Origin of the sequence: Pararhodospirillum oryzae, assembly GCF_007992075.1 — a bacterium.
Taxonomy (GTDB): Bacteria; Pseudomonadota; Alphaproteobacteria; order Rhodospirillales; family Rhodospirillaceae; genus Pararhodospirillum; species Pararhodospirillum oryzae.
In genome coordinates this window covers 1-15,257 of record NZ_BJZO01000055.1, presented here as the reverse complement: position 1 = coordinate 15,257, position 15,257 = coordinate 1, and the positions used below count along the sequence as shown (strand labels likewise).

The following is a 15,257-nucleotide window of genomic DNA, read 5'->3' as shown; positions in this document are numbered from 1 at the left end:
CTGCTTGAGTCCCTCTTTTCAAGACCCGGCCACCATACACAAGACCAAAGATCGGCCGACTTGCGCCTTACCCATCCTTCTTTAGTGCCTATTTTCGCCACCTTCGCCGATCATTGTCGCTTTCGCGACGCCCCTTCCCTCCCCCGGGGAGGCGCCGGCTGACATCGCCAACGGGGGACACAAAAGGAGACCGCACCCGTGACCTTGTCCTTGTTCGATCACGCCCACGGCCGGACCCCTGGGTCCCTGGCGGATCGGCCCCAGCGCTCCCCGCGCCGCCTGATCGCAGGCGTGGTTCTGGCCCTCGGCGTTGTCGGCCTGCCGATGGTCCAAGGACCACAGCCTGCCCAGGCCCGGGAGATTCCGGATAGTTTCGCCGATCTCGCCGAGACCTTGCTGCCGTCGGTGGTCAACATTTCGACCACGCAAATCCTGTCGGGCAATCGCGGCCCCGAAATGCCCCAGTTTCCCCCGGGTTCGCCGTTCGAGGAGTTCTTCAAGGACTTTTTCGACCGGCATGGCGCCCCCGGCGTGCCCAACGGCAAGCCCCGCTTGCAGCAACGCCGGGCGACCTCGCTGGGCTCGGGCTTCATCATCGATTCCAGCGGCCTGATCGTGACCAACAATCACGTGATCAAGGACGCCGAGGAAATCACGGTGATCTTGCAAGACAACACCGCCTTGAAGGCCGAGGTGGTGGGCGCGGACGAGAAAACCGACGTGGCGCTGCTCAAGGTGGACGCCAAGAGCCCCCTGCCGGCGGTGGCCTGGGGCGACGCGGACACGGCCCGGGTCGGCGACTGGGTGATGGCGATCGGCAATCCCTTTGGCCTGGGCGGCACGGTGACGGCGGGCATCATCAGCGCCAAGACCCGCGACATCAACGCCGGCCCCTATGACAACTTCATCCAGACCGACGCGGCCATCAACAAGGGCAACTCGGGCGGCCCGCTGTTCAACGTCAAGGGCGAGGTGATCGGCATCAACACCGCCATCTTCAGCCCCTCGGGAGGATCGGTGGGCATTGGCTTCGCCGTGCCGTCCACCCTGGCCAAGCAGGTGGTTTCCGACCTCAAGCAGTATGGCCGCACGCGGCGCGGCTGGATTGGCGTGCGCATCCAGTCGGTGACCGACGAAATCGCCGAGGGCCTGAAGCTCGACAAGGCGCGCGGCGCCCTGGTCGCGGCCATCACCGCCGGCGGCCCCTCGGAAAAGGCGGGCCTCAAGCTGGGCGATGTCATCTTGACCTTCGACGGCCACGACGTGCCCGACATGCGCTCGCTGCCGCGCCTGGTGGCCGAAACCGATATCGGCAAGAAGGTCGCGGTCACGGTGTGGCGCGACGGCAAGGAACAAAACGTCAAGATGGAAGTCGCCGAACTGGAAAAGGCCGAGGCCGATGGCCTGCTGGGGAGCGACGCCCAGACCGCTCCCGATGACTCGGGTGGCGTGGCGATCGAGGGCCTGGGCCTGTCGGTGGCCCGCCTGGACGACCGCGCCCGCAGCGAGTTTGGCTACGACCAGGACGAAACCGGCCTGGTGATCACGGCCGTGACCGACGACAGCGACGCCGCGAAAAAGGGCCTGGAACCGGGTGTTCTCATCGTGCGGGTGAACCAGACCGACGTTGAAACCCCCGAGGACCTGACCCGGGCCATCACCGCCGCGCGCAAGGAAGGGCGCAAGACGGTTTTGATGCTGGTCGAGGTGCGGGGCAACCGCACGTTCATCCCCGTGCGCCTGGGCGGGGCCGAGTAACGCCCCTCGTCACACTCCGCGCCACCCCGGCGCGGAGTCCTTGGACCTGGGGACAAGGATCGGCTTCGATCCTTGTCCCTTTCTTTTTGTCGCGCGACGGTTCCTATGCCGCCGGCACCCCGGCCACGGCCAGGCGGGCGTTTTCGTTGGGGATGTGCCACGGCCGCCGGCCGCCGCCCAGGCTTTCGGCCACCAGCAAGCCGGCCTGCAAGGCATCCTCGTGGAAACCGGCCCCGAACCAGGCGCCCGCGTACCAGATGCCGCCTTGGTCTTGCAGCTTCCAAAGATCGCCCTGCGCCGCCAGGGCCTCGGCCGAGAACACCGGATGGCGGTAGGTCGCGCGGCCCAGCACCGTTTCGGCTTCCGGACGCAAGGCCGGGTTCAAGGTCACGAACAACGGATGCGAGCGATCGATGCCTTGCAGCTCGTTCATCCAGTAGGTGACGGTCGCCAGCCCCTCGCGCGACAGGCGGCGCTCGACCAGGGTGTTCCACGCCGCCCACGCCGAGGGCCGGCGCGGCATCTGGCTCAGGTCCTGGTGCAACCAGACCTCGGTCGTGCGCGCGGCGAAGGCCCCCAGCACGCGCTGTTCGTCGGGGGTCGGCTCGTCAAGCAACGCGAGCGCCTGATCGGGATGGGTGGCGACGACCACCTTGTCGAACAGATGCTGGGCCCCGCTGTGATCCTCGACCAGCACGCCCGACGCGCAGCGGATCAGCCGGCGCACCGGCACGCGCAGTTTCATGTTGCCCACCACCGGCGTGGCCAGGGCATCCAGGTAGACCCGCGCGCCGCCGACCACGGTGCGCCACGCCACCCGACGGCGCCATTCGAACAGGCCATGGGTTTGCAAGGCGCGCAGCAGGGCCAGGGCCGGGCGTTCCTCGACCGCCTGGGCCGGCGACGACCACAAGGCGGCGGCCAGGGGCACCAGGTAATCCTCGATGAAGGGGCGCGCGTATCCGCTTTGCGCCAGCCACTGCCCCAGCGAGCGCCCGGCCATCGCGGGATCGGCCATCAGGGCCGGCGCTTGCTGGTAAAAGCGCAAGGCACCGGTCAGCACGCTCCAAAAGCGCGGCCGCAGCAGGTTGCCGGGCTGGGCCAGCAGGCCCGAAAGCCCCCGGCTCGCGTATTCCAGGTGCCCGCCGTCGATCGACACGGCAAACGACGCCGGCACGGGCCGGGTAGCCACCCCCAGGTGATCGAGCAGGGCCACGAAATTGGGGTAATACCGATCGTTGTGCAGCATGACGCCGGTATCGACCGCGACCGGCGCTGCCCCGTCGGGACGGACATCAACCGTGTGGGCATGACCGCCGATGCGCGGTTCCTTTTCCAGAAGCGTGACATCGTGGCGTTGGGACAGCAGCCAAGCGGCGGAAAGGCCGGCGATCCCCGACCCGATGACGGCGACGGACAGGCGGCCGGAGGCACGATCGGCGGAAGGCGAGGATGTCATGACGGGCGCAAGCTCCTCTGATGCACGGGGACTCGCCCCGCAGGGTTCGACACGTGTATCATGGAGCACTGTAGCATGGCGGATCCGGCCTGGTCGCGGGTGGCGTGCACGGTTGCGTTCCCGGCCTTGTGCTCCGGCTGCCTTTCGTGGCACCAGGGCACCGCGCGCCCTGTCAGGTCCGGGCACGGTGCCCTTTGTCCTTGTTCCGACGCCCGACTGATCCGAAAAGCCGCCCCCCCTTTTCGGGTCTCGCTCTCGTGGAGTGCCTTTCGTGTTCCCCTTGCCCCTGTCTTGCCCGCGGGCCAACGTGGTGTGGGCGGCGTCATGACCGCCCTGCCTCCGGCCCCGGCGCTGGCTGATCATGACGCCTGCATCCAAGCCATTGCCCTGCACGGCGACCGCGAGGCCTTCGCGGCCCTGTTTCGCCATTTCGCCCCGCGCGTGAAGGCGTATTTGCGCCGCCACGGCGCCCCCGAGGCCCAGGCCGAGGAACTGGCCCAGGAAACCTTGCTCGCGGTGTGGCGCAAGGCCGCCCAGTTCGACCCGGCCCGGGCCGGCGCGTCGACGTGGATTTTTACCATCGCGCGCAATCTGCGCATCGATCAGATGCGTAAGGAAGGACGTCCGGCCCTGGACCCCGAGGATCCCCTGCTGGTTCCGCCGCCGCCGTCGGGCGCCGACAGCACCGTCGAAGCCCACGAACGCGAAGAGCACCTGCAAAAGGGCCTTGCCACCTTGCCGGCCGAACAGGCAACGGTCCTTCAACTCGCCTTTTACGAGGACCTGAGCCACACCAGCATCGCCGAGCGGCTGAACCTGCCGCTGGGCACCGTCAAATCCCGGCTGCGCCTCGCGCTCGCGAAGATGCGCGATCACGTTTCCAAGGAGCCGTCATGAACGCCCTTCCCTCCCGGCCCGTCGCCCCGGTCATGACGCATCACCCCGATGTTCTTGCCCTGACGGACTATGCCTTCGGCTCGTTGCGGGTGGGGCCGTCCCTGGTGGTGGCCAGCCATCTGACCTTCTGCTTCAACTGTCGGGACCGGGTGGACACCCTGGAAGCCTGGGGCGGCGAGGCGCTGGAAAGCCTGCCCCCCGATCCCCTCGCCGACGATGCCCTGGACCGTGCCCTGGCCCGCCTCGATGCCCTCCCGGCACCTGTCGCGCCTCCCGCCCTCCCGGCGCCTGTCGCGTCTCCCGCCCCCCCGGCGCCTGTCGCGTCTCCCGCCCCCCGGGTGACGGGCGAGGCGGCCGAATACCCGGCGCCGGTGCGCCAGTTCCTGAGCCCCCTGGCCTCGGGGCATTTGCCCTGGCAACCCCTGGGGCCCGGCATTCGCCAGGTCGTGCTGGTGAAACCCACCAGCGACGGCTCGTGCGCGCGCCTGCTGTCGATCCGGCCGCGCACCGCCTTTCCCCGCCACTCCCACCGGGGCCTGGAATACGCCATTGTGCTGGCCGGCGGCTTCGACGACGAGCAGGGGCGCTACCGGCTGGGCGACGTGGCCCAGGCCGACGAACGCGTGAGCCATCGCCCGGAAGTGGGCGACGAGCCGTGCGTGTGCCTGCTGGCCACCACCGGACCCTTGCATTTTTCCTCGCCCCTGGTGCGCCTGTACGCGAGCCTGGCCCGCCTTTAGGATTGGTTCCCCCGGCTTTCCCCCTACCGGCTCCCCTTGAGTCGGCCGGTCGGATGTGGTGATCTTGGCGCCCTCCCCGCGCCTCATTCCCTCTCGCGGCGGCTGGTCCCGACCGAACCGGGGGACCTGATCAATCATGACAAGGAACCAACTCCCATGAGGTCTTTGCGCGTGTCCCGTCTTGCCTTGGCCGGAGCCCTCGTTTTGCCGCTGATCGCGGGCCCCGCCCTGGCGGCGGATCCGGATCCGGTGGTGGCCAAGGTCAATGGCAAGGAAATCCACCTGTCCACCATCCAGGACCGCTTCGACGCCATGAAAGCCGGCCAGCCGCAGCTGGCGGCCCTGCCGTTGCAGGTGGTCTACGAACAGCTGCTGGACTCGGCCGTTGATTCCGAGCTGGTCACCGCCGCCGGCCGCGCGAGCGGCCTGGACAAGGACCCCGAGGTCCAAAAGCGCCTGGCCGAGTTGCTGGATCGTCTGATCGGGGGGGCCTACCTGGAAGGCGTGGTCAACGACCAGGTGACCGACGCCGCCATCCAGAAGCGCTACGACGAGATGAAGGGCAAGTTCAAGCCCGAGAAGGAAGTCCACGCCCGCCACATCCTGGTTGATTCCGAGGAAAAGGCGCGCGAAATCATCGCCAAGCTGGACAAGAAGGCCGACTTCGCCGAGCTGGCCAAGGACTCGACCGACAGCGCCACCGGCGCCAGCGGCGGCGACCTGGGCTTCTTCACCCGGGACCGCATGGTCAAGGAATTCGCCGACGCCGCCTTCGCCCTGGAGCCCGGCCAGTACAGCAAGACCCCGGTCAAGACGGATTTCGGCTGGCACGTGATCAAGGTGGAGGAAACCCGCGACACCTCCTTCCCGTCGCTCGACGACATGCGCGCCCAGATCCGCGCCGACCTGGCCGGCGACGCGGTCGAAAGCCGGGTCAAGGACCTGAAGGCCAAGGCCAAGGTCGAGCTGTTCGGCATGGACGGCAAGCCCCTGGAAGCCGCCAAGGAAGACGACGCCAACAAGAAGAAGTAATCCAACGCGGCCCGCGACCGGGACGGTCCGCCGGCGAGGCGCGCCTTGCCGGCGGGCCGCGCCGGTCCGCCCCCCTCGCGAAAGACCCGTCATGGCCGACCTTGTTTCTCCGCTCGCGCCCGCCCGGTTCCCCGACCTGCCGCCCGTGGCCGGCGTTGCCTTTCACGTGTTCAATACCGGCCTGCGCTACAAGGGCCGCTCCGACCTGCTGGTGGCCCGCTTCCAGCCCGGCACCACCGCCGCCGGCGTGTTCACCCGCTCGCTGACCCGCTCGGCCCCCGTGGACTGGTGCCGCCAGGCCCTGGCCGAGGGCGAGGGACAAGCCCGTCTCCTGGTCGTCAACGCCGGCAACGCCAATGCCTTCACCGGCCGGCGCGGCGTGGAAACCGTCGCGCGCACCGTCGCCGCCGGAGCCCAGGTCTTCGACTGCCCCGCCTCCCAGGTGTTCCTGGCGTCCACCGGGACCATTGGCGTGGCCCTGGACGACAGCCGGCTGACCGCCCTGTTCCCCCAGGCCGCCGCCGACGCGGGCCCGGGCGCGGGGTGGGAAGAGGCCGCCCGCGCCATCATGACCACCGATACCTTCCCCAAGGGCGCCACCCGCACGGTCCCCCTCGACGGGGTTCCCGTCACCGTGTGCGGCATTGCCAAGGGCTCGGGCATGATCGCCCCCGACATGGCCACCATGCTGGCCTACGTGGTCACCGACGCCGCCTTGCCGGCCCCGGTGCTGGATGCCCTGCTGCGCGAAGGCGTCGAGGACTCGTTCAACGCCATCACGGTTGATAGCGATACCTCGACCTCCGACACCTTGATGCTGTTCGCCACCGGCCAGGCCCCCCACGCCCCGGTCAGCGACGCCGGCGACCCCCGCCTGGCCGGTTTCCGCGAGGCCCTGTTCGCGGTGCTCACCGACCTGGCCCAGCAGGTGGTCAAGGACGGCGAAGGCGCCACCCGCTTTGTCACCGTGCGGGTGAGCGGCGCGCGGACCAACCAGGCCGCCCGGCGCATTGCCTTTGCCATCGCCAATTCGCCCCTGGTCAAGACCGCCGTGGCCGGGGCCGATGCCAATTGGGGCCGCATTGTCATGGCCGTGGGCAAGTCGGGCGAGGAAGCCGACCGCGACTTGTTGCAAGTGCGCGTGGGCGGGCACCTGATCGCCGCCAACGGCGAGGCCGTGCCCGACTACGACGAGGCCCCGGTGGCCGCCCACATGCAAGGCCGCGACATCCTGATCGAGGTGGACCTGGGCCTGGACCAGGGCGAGGCCCGGGTGTGGACCTGCGACCTGACCCATCGTTACATTGACATCAACGCCGACTATCGGACCTGACGCCCATGTGCCCCCCGAGTGATCTCCCCGACGACGACGTGGATGGATGCTACGCCGCCGGCGCCACGCCGCCGCCCGTGGGCCTGCCCCTGGTGCTGGTGGTTGCCGCCGCCCTGGTCGATCCCGACGGGCGCGTGCTGGTGGCCCAGCGCCCCGAGGGACGCGACCAGGCCGGGTTGTGGGAGTTCCCGGGGGGCAAGGTGGCCCCCGGGGAAACCCCCGAGGCCGCGCTGGTGCGGGAGCTGGACGAGGAGCTGGGGATTGACACCCGCCACAGTTGTCTTGCTCCCCTGGCTTTTACGTCGTATTCCTACCCGACCTTTCATCTTCTGATGCCCCTCTACGTCTGCCGCCGCTGGCGGGGCCGTCCCCAGGGCCGCGAGGGGCAGGCCCTGACCTGGGTCGCGCCGAACCGCCTGCGCGACATGCCGATGCCACCCGCCGACCGGCCCTTGATCCCGCTGTTGCTGGACTGGCTGTAACGGAGTTCGTCCCCATGGAGTATCGCCCGACCGCGGCTGTTTTGATCATTGGCAACGAAATCCTCTCCGGGCGAACACGCGACGCCAACGCGCCGTGGCTGGCCGAACGCCTGGCCGGGCTGGGAATCCCGGTGCGCGAAATCCGCGTTGTCCCCGACGTGAGCGAACGCATTATCGAGGCGGTCAACGCCCTGCGTGCCCAATACACCTACGTGTTCACCACCGGGGGCATCGGCCCGACCCACGACGACATCACCACCGCCGCCGTGGCGGCCGCCTTTGGCACCCCGGTTGAACGCAACGCCGAGGCCGAAGCCCGCCTGCGCGCCCATTACGAACACCTGGTGGACATGAATTCGGCCCGCCTGCGCATGGCCGACATTCCGGTGGGGGCCAGCCTGATCGATAACCCGGTCAGCGTGGCGCCGGGCTTTCGCCTGGACAACGTGCACGTTCTGCCCGGGGTGCCGCGCATCATGCAGGCCATGTTCGAGGGCCTGGCCCACACCCTGGCCGGAGGCCCGCCGATGCTGTCGGTCAGCGTGCGCGGGCATGTGCGCGAAGGCGACATCGCCGAACCGCTGGGGGCCTTGCAAGGCACCGTTCCCGACATCGATATTGGCAGCTATCCCTTCGCCCAGGGCGATCGGATTGGAACCAGCCTCATCGCCCGGGGCACCGATGCCACCCGGCTGCGTGCCCTTCTTGTTTCCCTTGTCGAACTGATGCGGCCGTTTGACGCCGATCTGGAGGTCACCGACCTGCCGGCACAAGGATGAAAGCCGTTCCGATGACGTTTTCCGACGACCAGATTCTCCGCTATTCCCGTCATATCCGGCTGCCCGAGGTCGGCGATCTCGGACAGCAGCGCCTCAGTCAGGCCCGCGTCCTGGTCGTGGGCGCGGGAGGGCTGGGCTCTCCGATGATTTATTACCTTGCCGCCGCCGGCGTCGGCACCTTGGTGGTGGTGGATGGCGATCGCATCGACCTTTCCAACCTTCAGCGCCAGATCCTGCATTCCACCGACCGCCTGGACCAGTGGAAGGTCGATAGCGCCGCGCTGGCGGTGCGGGCGCTCAACCCCGACATCCATCTGGAACTGCACCGCGAACGCCTGACCGCCGACAACGCCCTTGCCCTGATCGGCTCCGTCGATATCGTCGCCGATTGCTCGGACAACTTCGCCACCCGTTTCCTGGTCAACGACGCCTGTTTCCTGGCGCGCAAAACCCTGGTCAGCGCCGCCGTGCTGGGCTTCGAGGGTCAGCTTTCCACCTATCGCCCGCATCTGGGCGGACCTTGCTACCGCTGCTTGATCCCGGCCCCGCCCGGACAATCCCCGACCAACGCCGACGCCGGCGTGCTGGGCTCGGTCGTGGGGGTGATGGGCAGCCTTCAGGCCACCGAGGTGATCAAGGAACTACTGGAAATCGGCCGGTCGATGGCGGGGCGGCTGCTGGTGGTCGATGCCCTGGAAGGCGAAATGCGCACCGTGCGCCTGAAGCCCGATCCGTCTTGCGCCCTGTGTGGCAAGCAGCCCGTGTTGACCGACCTGGACATCCACCGCCGCGCCAGTCACGCGGCCGCCTGAACCATCGGCAAGAAGCCTCCCGGAAGCGACGCGAAGCCCTTCAACAAGCCTCGTCGCTCCGGCCTCATCCCCGCCCGACCAGGACGGGATCGGCGCAACCGGCGGGACGAAACGGCTGGTGGCGGATCGGCGGCGCGCCCAGGGCGGCGAGATCGGCGTCCAGGGCCCGCAAGCCCGCTTCGTCAAGCAAGGCGGGGTGCACGGTGGTGCGCACGTCAACCGGCACGCCGGCCGCCAGAACCTGGCGCAGGCTTTCGCGGGCCCGCGCGCCGCTGCCGGGCATGCGGGTGAGCGCGTCGTAGGCGGCGAACGGCGCCTTGACGTCGAACCCGATCCAATCAAGCAAGGGGAGCACGGCCGCCAGACGCCGGGGGAAGGCGCCCCCGGTGTGCAGCCCCACGCGAAAGCCCAGGGCGCGCACGGCGGCCATGGCCTCGGGCAGGCCCGGTTGCCACAAGGCTTCGCCGCCCGAGAACACCACCCCGTCCAGAAGACCGCGCCGGGTGTCGAGAAACGCCAGCACCTCGTCCCACGACACCAGGGCCGGGGTTCCGGCCGGCCACAGGTGGGGATTGTGGCAGTAGGCGCAGCGCCAGGGACAGCCCTGGCAAAACACGGTGGCCACGAGCTGCCCCGGCCAGTCGCACGTCGACAGCCGGGCCAGCCCGCCCACCCGCAGGAAATCACTCACCGCCGAGCAGCTCTTTCATGTGCGCTTCCTGATAGCACCGCCGCTCCAGGAACTCGGCTTTCTTGCCCCGGTTGAACGACGACACCGGGCGGTGATAGCCCATGACCCGGGTCCAGATTTCACAGGGCTGACGCTCGTCGTCGGTCAGGGTCAAGGTCAGGGGCTCGGCATCGGCCCGGGGCATGGCGGACAGGGACAGGTGAGTCATCTCGGCGTCCTTGAGTCTGGGGAACGAAAGGCAAGGCATCGGCGCGTGGCTTACGAAGCGGCGCGCTGCTGGCGTTTGCGCGCCAGGGCCTCGGCATCGCACAACGGGCAGAATTCATGCTCGCCCGCGATGTAGCCGTGCTTGGGACAAATGGAAAACGTCGGCGTCACGGTCAGGTAAGGCAAACGGAAGCGCTCCAGGGCCCGGCGCACCAGCTTCTTGCACGCCGCCGCCGACGAAATCCGCTCGCCCATGTACAGGTGCAGCACCGTGCCGCCGGTATAGCGGCTTTGCAGGTCTTCCTGGTGGGCCAGGGCTTCGAAGGCATCGTCGGTGAAGCCCACCGGCAACTGGCTGGAGTTGGTGTAATAGGGCTGGTCCGGGGTGCCGGCTTGCAGGATATCGGGATAGCGGCGCTGGTCCTCGCGCGCGAAGCGGTAGGTGGTGCCCTCGGCCGGGGTGGCCTCCAGGTTGTACATGTGGCCGGTTTCTTCCTGGAACGCGGTGATGCGCGCGCGCACGTGATCGAGGAAACGCACGGCGAAGGCATGGCCCCAGGGGGTGGTGATGTCGTGGGCGTCGTTGGTGAAGTTGCGGATCATTTCGTTGATCCCGTTCACGCCCAGGGTCGAGAAGTGGTTGCGCAGGGTTCCCAGGTAGCGCCGGGTATAGGGGAACAGGCCGGCATCCATGTGGTTTTGAATGACCTTGCGCTTGATTTCCAGGCTGGTGCGGCCGATTTCCAGAAGCTCGTCCAGGCCGGCCATCAACCCCACCTCGTCGCCCCGGAAGCGGTAGCCCAGGCGGGCGCAGTTCAGCGTCACCACGCCCAGCGAGCCCGTTTGCTCGGCACTGCCGAACAGGCCGTTGCCGCGCGCCAGCAGCTCGGTCAGGTCGAGTTGCAGCCGGCAGCACATGGAGCGCACCATGTGGGGCTTCAGCGACGAGTTGATGAAATTCTGGAAATACGGCAAGCCGTATTTCGCGGTCATCTCGAACAGAAGATCGCTGTTCTCGCTGTCCCAATCGAAATCAGGGGTGATGTTGTAGGTGGGAATGGGGAAGGTGAACACCCGTCCCTTGGCGTCGCCCCGGGTCATGACCTCGATGTAGGCCCGGTTGATCATGTCCATTTCGGGCTGGAGATCGCCGTAGGTGAAGGGCATCTCCTCGCCCGCGATCACCGGCACCTGGTCGCGCAGATCCTCGGGACAGGTCCAGTCGAAGGTCAGGTTGGTGAACGGGGTCTGGGTGCCCCAGCGCGACGGCACATTCAGGTTGTAAACAAGCTCCTGGATGTACTGAAGAACCAGTTCATACGGCAGGGCATCGACCCGCACGAACGGCGCCAGGTAGGTGTCGAACGAACTGAACGCCTGCGCCCCCGCCCATTCGTTTTGCAAGGTGCCCAGGAAATTGACGATCTGGCCGACGGCGCTGGACAGATGGCGGGCCGGCGCGGCCTCGACCTTGCCGGGCACGCCGTTCAGGCCCTCGGCCAGCAAGGTGCGCAGCGACCAGCCGGCGCAATACCCGGCCAGCATGTCGAGATCGTGAATGTGCACATCGCCGTCGCGGTGGGCCTGGCCGACCTCGGGCGGATACACATGCGACAGCCAGTAATTGGCCACCACCTTGCCCGACACGTTCAAGATCAGCCCGCCCAGGGAATAGCCCTGGTTGGCGTTGGCATTCACCCGCCAGTCGATCTGATCGAGATACTCGTTGATCGAGGTTTCGACGTTGACCACCGTCTTGGTGTCGTCGCGCAGGCGCCGGCGCGATTCCCGATACACGATGTAGGCGCGCGCGGTCCTGAAGTGGCTGGCGTTGACCAGGGTGGTCTCGACCACGTCCTGGATCTGTTCGATATGAGGAGCGTCGTCGGCGTCCCGCACGCTGGCCGCCAGGGTCCGGATCGCCTCGTCCGCCAGACGGGCCGCCTCGGTTTCATCGAAGGCCCCGGTGGCGCGGCCGGCGCGCTTGATGGCCGAACGGATCTTGTCGCCATCAAACGGCACCCGGGCCCCACTGCGCTTGGTCACGGCGCGGGGCAACGAAATGGCGGGACTCCCCATGACTTCCTTCCTGGCCTGTCCGCACACCGTCCGCGCCCTGGGGACAACAGCCCTGGAACGCAGGCGAAAGGGCACCGCTTCGCGTCTGCCCCGGCGATCCCGGACAAAAAGCCAGAGGGATCGAGTGGGGCCACGCGAGGCCCAACGCTCTAGATGGTGTGGATAACTTTCGATTGGATACCAAGATACGGTAGGCCACGGGGGGACCGGGTGTCAAGAGGGCGGGTGATGACAACAAGGCAGGGCGGCCTTGCGCCCTCTCCCACCCTGCCCTTTCGTGGTGTAGACTGATGGCTGGCCAGAAAGGCCCCCACGGATCAGGAGAACCGACATGGCGGACGACATCGGCGGTCCCGAGCGCATTCCCGGCCTGTCCTGGCGCACGCCCGGACGCAACCGGCGCGGGCCCTATCAGAATCCCTTTCGCCGGCGCCCCGACCCCGAGGCGGCCGAGGCCCCGGGCGACGCCCCCGAGCCCGACCCCGCGCCCGACCCCGTGCCGGGCTTCGACCTCCCGCCGGACCCCGACCCGGCCGCGCCCCCCAATGCCATCCCCCGGGCCTACGGCATCGGCCGGGCCCTGGCCGGATCGGCCGATGCCCTGGACGACACGGGGCGGGACCAGGCCAGCGTCACCGCCTCGGCCCTGGGCCTGCCGCCTCATCTGTTCACCGAGCCGGTGCAAGAGGCGATCGAGGGCCTGATGGGAGACATGGAACGCCTGCGCGCCCAGGTCGCCAGCGCCCGCGAGGCCGAAACCAAGGCCCGCGCCCTGAGCCGCCAGGACGGCCTTCTGCCCGTGCTGAACCCGCGCGTCACGGTCGAGGCGCTCGACGAAGCCCTGGAAGCCGGGCGCCTGCTGGGGACGCCCGTGATCGCGGCCTTGTTCTACCTGGAAAACTACGACCGCTTGCGCCGCTCCGCCGGCCTCGCGCGCGCGAACGACGCCCTGACCCGCCTTGCCCTGAGCCTGGCCGCCGACGCGATCGGGCCGGAAGGGAGCGTGGCGGGCACGCTGGGGGGAGCCAGCGTGCTCATCGCCCGCCAGGCGGACCCCGACGAAGCCCGGGCCTTCGAGAACTGGGCCCAGGCCCGGCGCCTCGCCCTGACCGGCCAGCGCCAGATCCTGGGCGATATCCCGGTTGCCCTGGAGGTTTCCCTGGGTGTTGCCACGGCCCGGCCCGACGAGGATGCCCGCGCCTTGTGCCTGCGCCTGGATCTCATCGACCGGCGGGGCGCCGCTCCCGGCGCGTGAAGCCCCTTCCCGCCCGTGGCGCGCGACGCGGAGCGTCCCGGCGCGCGCCAACGGCCGTGGCCCTGCCCTGGGCGCGCCACCGCTCCAGGAACCACGGAAAACGGATCAGCCGGTTTCCGTCATGCAATGATGTCGGGAATCAGTCGATTTTCCAAACGAACGATCTGGTCCTTCAAGGCCAGTTTTCTTTTCTTGAGGCGCTGCATTTGCAGCATGTCAAACGGCGAGCCCTCCGTTACCTTGGCAATGATATCGTCCAGATCTCGGTGTTCGACTCGAAGTTCCCCGAGTCGTACCTTAAGCATCTCGATTTCGTGAGGGTCCACGCTGGGGTTCCTCGGCTTTTTGGACCGTCGGCCGTCGGGATCCGGGTCATGGTCTTGACACTGGCGGAAACAAGGCGGCAACGATAAGTCTATACTGGTTCAAGGGAAGCGGGCCTGCGCCGTGCCACGGCATTGGCGCAGGCAACAGGGTCGTTATACCATTAACCGCGCGGCCGTGACGAACCGAAACAAGAAGGGGGCCCCATGGGCGACATTCGACGCATTGGCGTACTGACCAGCGGCGGGGATTGCGCGGGTCTGAACGCGGTGATCCGGGCGGTCACGCACCGGGCGGTGGGCAGTTATGGCTGGAAGGTCCTGGGCATCCTGGACGGAACCCTGGGCCTGATGGACCGCCCGCTGCGCTACACCGAGATGGACCTGGATCTTTTTTCCGGCCGTGACCTGCTGCGCGCGGGCGGCACGGTGCTGGGCACCGTCAACAAGGGTGACCCGTTTGCCTTTCCCATGCCCGACGGCAAGGTGGTGGACCGCTCGCTGGACTTCGTCGACGGCTTTCACCGCCTGGAACTCGACGGGCTGGTGGTCATCGGCGGCGATGGCTCGATGCGCATCTTGAAGCAGTTGTGCGACAAGGGCTCGATCGGCATGGTCGGCGTGCCCAAGACCATCGACAACGACGTCGAGGCCACCGAATACGCGGTCGGCTTCTCGACAGCGGTCAACGTGGTGACCGAGGCGCTCGATCGCCTGCAGGCCACGGCCGCCAGCCACCACCGGGTGATGATCCTGGAAGTGATGGGGCGCGACGCCGGCCACATCGCGGTCAACGCCGGCATCGCGGGCGGGGCCGACGTGATCTTGGTTCCCGAGCTGCCCTATTCGCTGGAAGGCATCGCGCAACGCATTCGCAAGGTCCAGGCCGAGGGCCGCAGCCACGCCCTGATCGTGGTGGCCGAGGGCGTCAAGACCCTGGGCGGCGAGGCGGCCACGGTGTCGCATTCCGGCGGCCAGACCCGCTATGGCGGGATTGGCGCCTATCTGTCGGAACGCATCGCCGAAGCCACCGGCACCGAAACCCGCGTCACCATCCTGGGCCATGTGCAGCGCGGCGGCGTCCCTTCCATGCGCGACCGCCTGCTGGCCTCGGCCTTCGGGGTTCACGCCGTGGACCTCATCGCCCAACGTCGATTCGGGCGGATGGTCGCTTGGCAGAATCGCGGGGTGATTGATGTGCCGCTGGAAGAAGTCTGCGTGGGCCCGCGCTGCCTGGAACCGCACGGCCCCCTGCTCAACGCGGCCCGGGGGCTGGGGATCTACGTGGGCGAGGTTCCGCCGGCCTGATGCCCTTCGCGCGGCCGGAAGACAGCCTGTCTTCCGGCCCGCCGGTTCCTCAAGGGCAATCGGATGAACCGATTGCCCTTGAGTTTTTGCAGGGCCCTCAAA

General features: G+C 68.1%; 15 protein-coding genes. 10 read left to right on the top strand and 5 right to left on the bottom strand.

Annotation, left to right across the window (positions count from 1 at the left end; all coding sequences use genetic code 11):
- The first annotated feature begins 198 nt into the window (after positions 1-198).
- The gene (locus ROR02_RS10575; protein WP_246135505.1) at positions 199-1,758 is read left to right on the top strand and encodes a DegQ family serine endoprotease; all 1,560 of its coding nucleotides are present in this window, start codon (positions 199-201) and stop codon (positions 1,756-1,758) included.
- A gap of 103 nt (positions 1,759-1,861) precedes the next feature.
- On the opposite strand, the gene ROR02_RS10570 is transcribed toward ROR02_RS10575, so the two are convergent.
- Positions 1,862-3,217 (bottom strand): NAD(P)/FAD-dependent oxidoreductase, encoded by a 1,356-nt coding sequence (locus ROR02_RS10570; protein ID WP_147163991.1) that lies wholly within the window; start codon positions 3,215-3,217, stop codon positions 1,862-1,864.
- 324 nt (positions 3,218-3,541) lie between these two features.
- Here ROR02_RS10570 and ROR02_RS10565 point away from each other — a divergent pair, with 324 nt between their 5' ends.
- The 7 genes from ROR02_RS10565 to ROR02_RS10535 all read left to right on the top strand — a co-directional run bounded on the left by ROR02_RS10565 (position 3,542) and on the right by ROR02_RS10535 (position 9,292).
- The gene (locus ROR02_RS10565) at positions 3,542-4,114 is read left to right on the top strand and encodes a sigma-70 family RNA polymerase sigma factor (protein ID WP_147163990.1); all 573 of its coding nucleotides are present in this window, start codon (positions 3,542-3,544) and stop codon (positions 4,112-4,114) included.
- Complete coding sequence (locus ROR02_RS10560) at positions 4,111-4,854, top strand: ChrR family anti-sigma-E factor (RefSeq protein WP_147163989.1); 744 nt, start codon at positions 4,111-4,113, stop codon at positions 4,852-4,854. The genes ROR02_RS10565 and ROR02_RS10560 overlap by 4 nt, the downstream gene beginning before the upstream one ends.
- A 156-nt stretch (positions 4,855-5,010) precedes the next feature.
- Positions 5,011-5,886 carry a peptidylprolyl isomerase gene (locus ROR02_RS10555; RefSeq protein WP_147163988.1) on the top strand — a complete coding sequence of 292 codons (876 nt, stop codon included), beginning with the start codon at positions 5,011-5,013 and terminating at the stop codon, positions 5,884-5,886.
- Between the two features lie 91 nt (positions 5,887-5,977).
- Positions 5,978-7,219 carry a bifunctional glutamate N-acetyltransferase/amino-acid acetyltransferase ArgJ gene (gene argJ / locus ROR02_RS10550; protein WP_147163987.1) on the top strand — a complete coding sequence of 414 codons (1,242 nt, stop codon included), beginning with the start codon at positions 5,978-5,980 and terminating at the stop codon, positions 7,217-7,219.
- A 5-nt stretch (positions 7,220-7,224) separates the two neighbouring features.
- Complete coding sequence (mutT, locus tag ROR02_RS10545) at positions 7,225-7,701, top strand: 8-oxo-dGTP diphosphatase MutT (protein ID WP_147163986.1); 477 nt, start codon at positions 7,225-7,227, stop codon at positions 7,699-7,701.
- 14 nt (positions 7,702-7,715) lie between these two features.
- Positions 7,716-8,480: a competence/damage-inducible protein A gene (locus tag ROR02_RS10540; RefSeq protein ID WP_147163985.1), complete on the top strand. Its 765-nt coding sequence runs from the start codon at positions 7,716-7,718 to the stop codon at positions 8,478-8,480.
- An 11-nt stretch (positions 8,481-8,491) separates the two neighbouring features.
- Complete coding sequence (locus ROR02_RS10535) at positions 8,492-9,292, top strand: HesA/MoeB/ThiF family protein (RefSeq protein WP_147163984.1); 801 nt, start codon at positions 8,492-8,494, stop codon at positions 9,290-9,292.
- A 64-nt stretch (positions 9,293-9,356) separates the two neighbouring features.
- Here the strand turns inward: ROR02_RS10535 and ROR02_RS10530 are convergent, their stop codons facing one another.
- From ROR02_RS10530 to ROR02_RS10520, 3 genes are read right to left on the bottom strand one after another with little or no spacing between them, the layout of a single operon-like run.
- Positions 9,357-9,983, bottom strand: coding sequence for an anaerobic ribonucleoside-triphosphate reductase activating protein (locus tag ROR02_RS10530; protein WP_147163983.1), 627 nt, complete (start codon positions 9,981-9,983; stop codon positions 9,357-9,359).
- The gene (gene nrdD, locus ROR02_RS10525) at positions 9,976-10,191 is read right to left on the bottom strand and encodes an anaerobic ribonucleoside-triphosphate reductase (RefSeq protein ID WP_246135504.1); all 216 of its coding nucleotides are present in this window, start codon (positions 10,189-10,191) and stop codon (positions 9,976-9,978) included. Before nrdD ends, ROR02_RS10530 begins: the two co-directional genes overlap by 8 nt.
- A gap of 50 nt (positions 10,192-10,241) precedes the next feature.
- A complete protein-coding gene (locus tag ROR02_RS10520; RefSeq protein WP_147163982.1) occupies positions 10,242-12,269 on the bottom strand; it encodes a ribonucleoside triphosphate reductase in 2,028 nt (675 codons plus the stop codon).
- A gap of 331 nt (positions 12,270-12,600) precedes the next feature.
- On the opposite strand from ROR02_RS10520, the gene ROR02_RS10515 reads away from it, so the two are divergent.
- Positions 12,601-13,524, top strand: coding sequence for a GGDEF domain-containing protein (locus ROR02_RS10515; protein WP_147163981.1), 924 nt, complete (start codon positions 12,601-12,603; stop codon positions 13,522-13,524).
- 119 nt (positions 13,525-13,643) lie between these two features.
- Here the strand turns inward: ROR02_RS10515 and ROR02_RS10510 are convergent, their stop codons facing one another.
- Entirely contained in the window at positions 13,644-13,829 is a 186-nt protein-coding gene (locus ROR02_RS10510; protein WP_147164005.1) for a YdcH family protein, read from the bottom strand.
- 225 nt (positions 13,830-14,054) lie between these two features.
- On the opposite strand from ROR02_RS10510, the gene ROR02_RS10505 reads away from it, so the two are divergent.
- Positions 14,055-15,155 (top strand): ATP-dependent 6-phosphofructokinase, encoded by a 1,101-nt coding sequence (locus ROR02_RS10505; protein ID WP_147163980.1) that lies wholly within the window; start codon positions 14,055-14,057, stop codon positions 15,153-15,155.
- Positions 15,156-15,257: the final 102 nt, after the last annotated feature.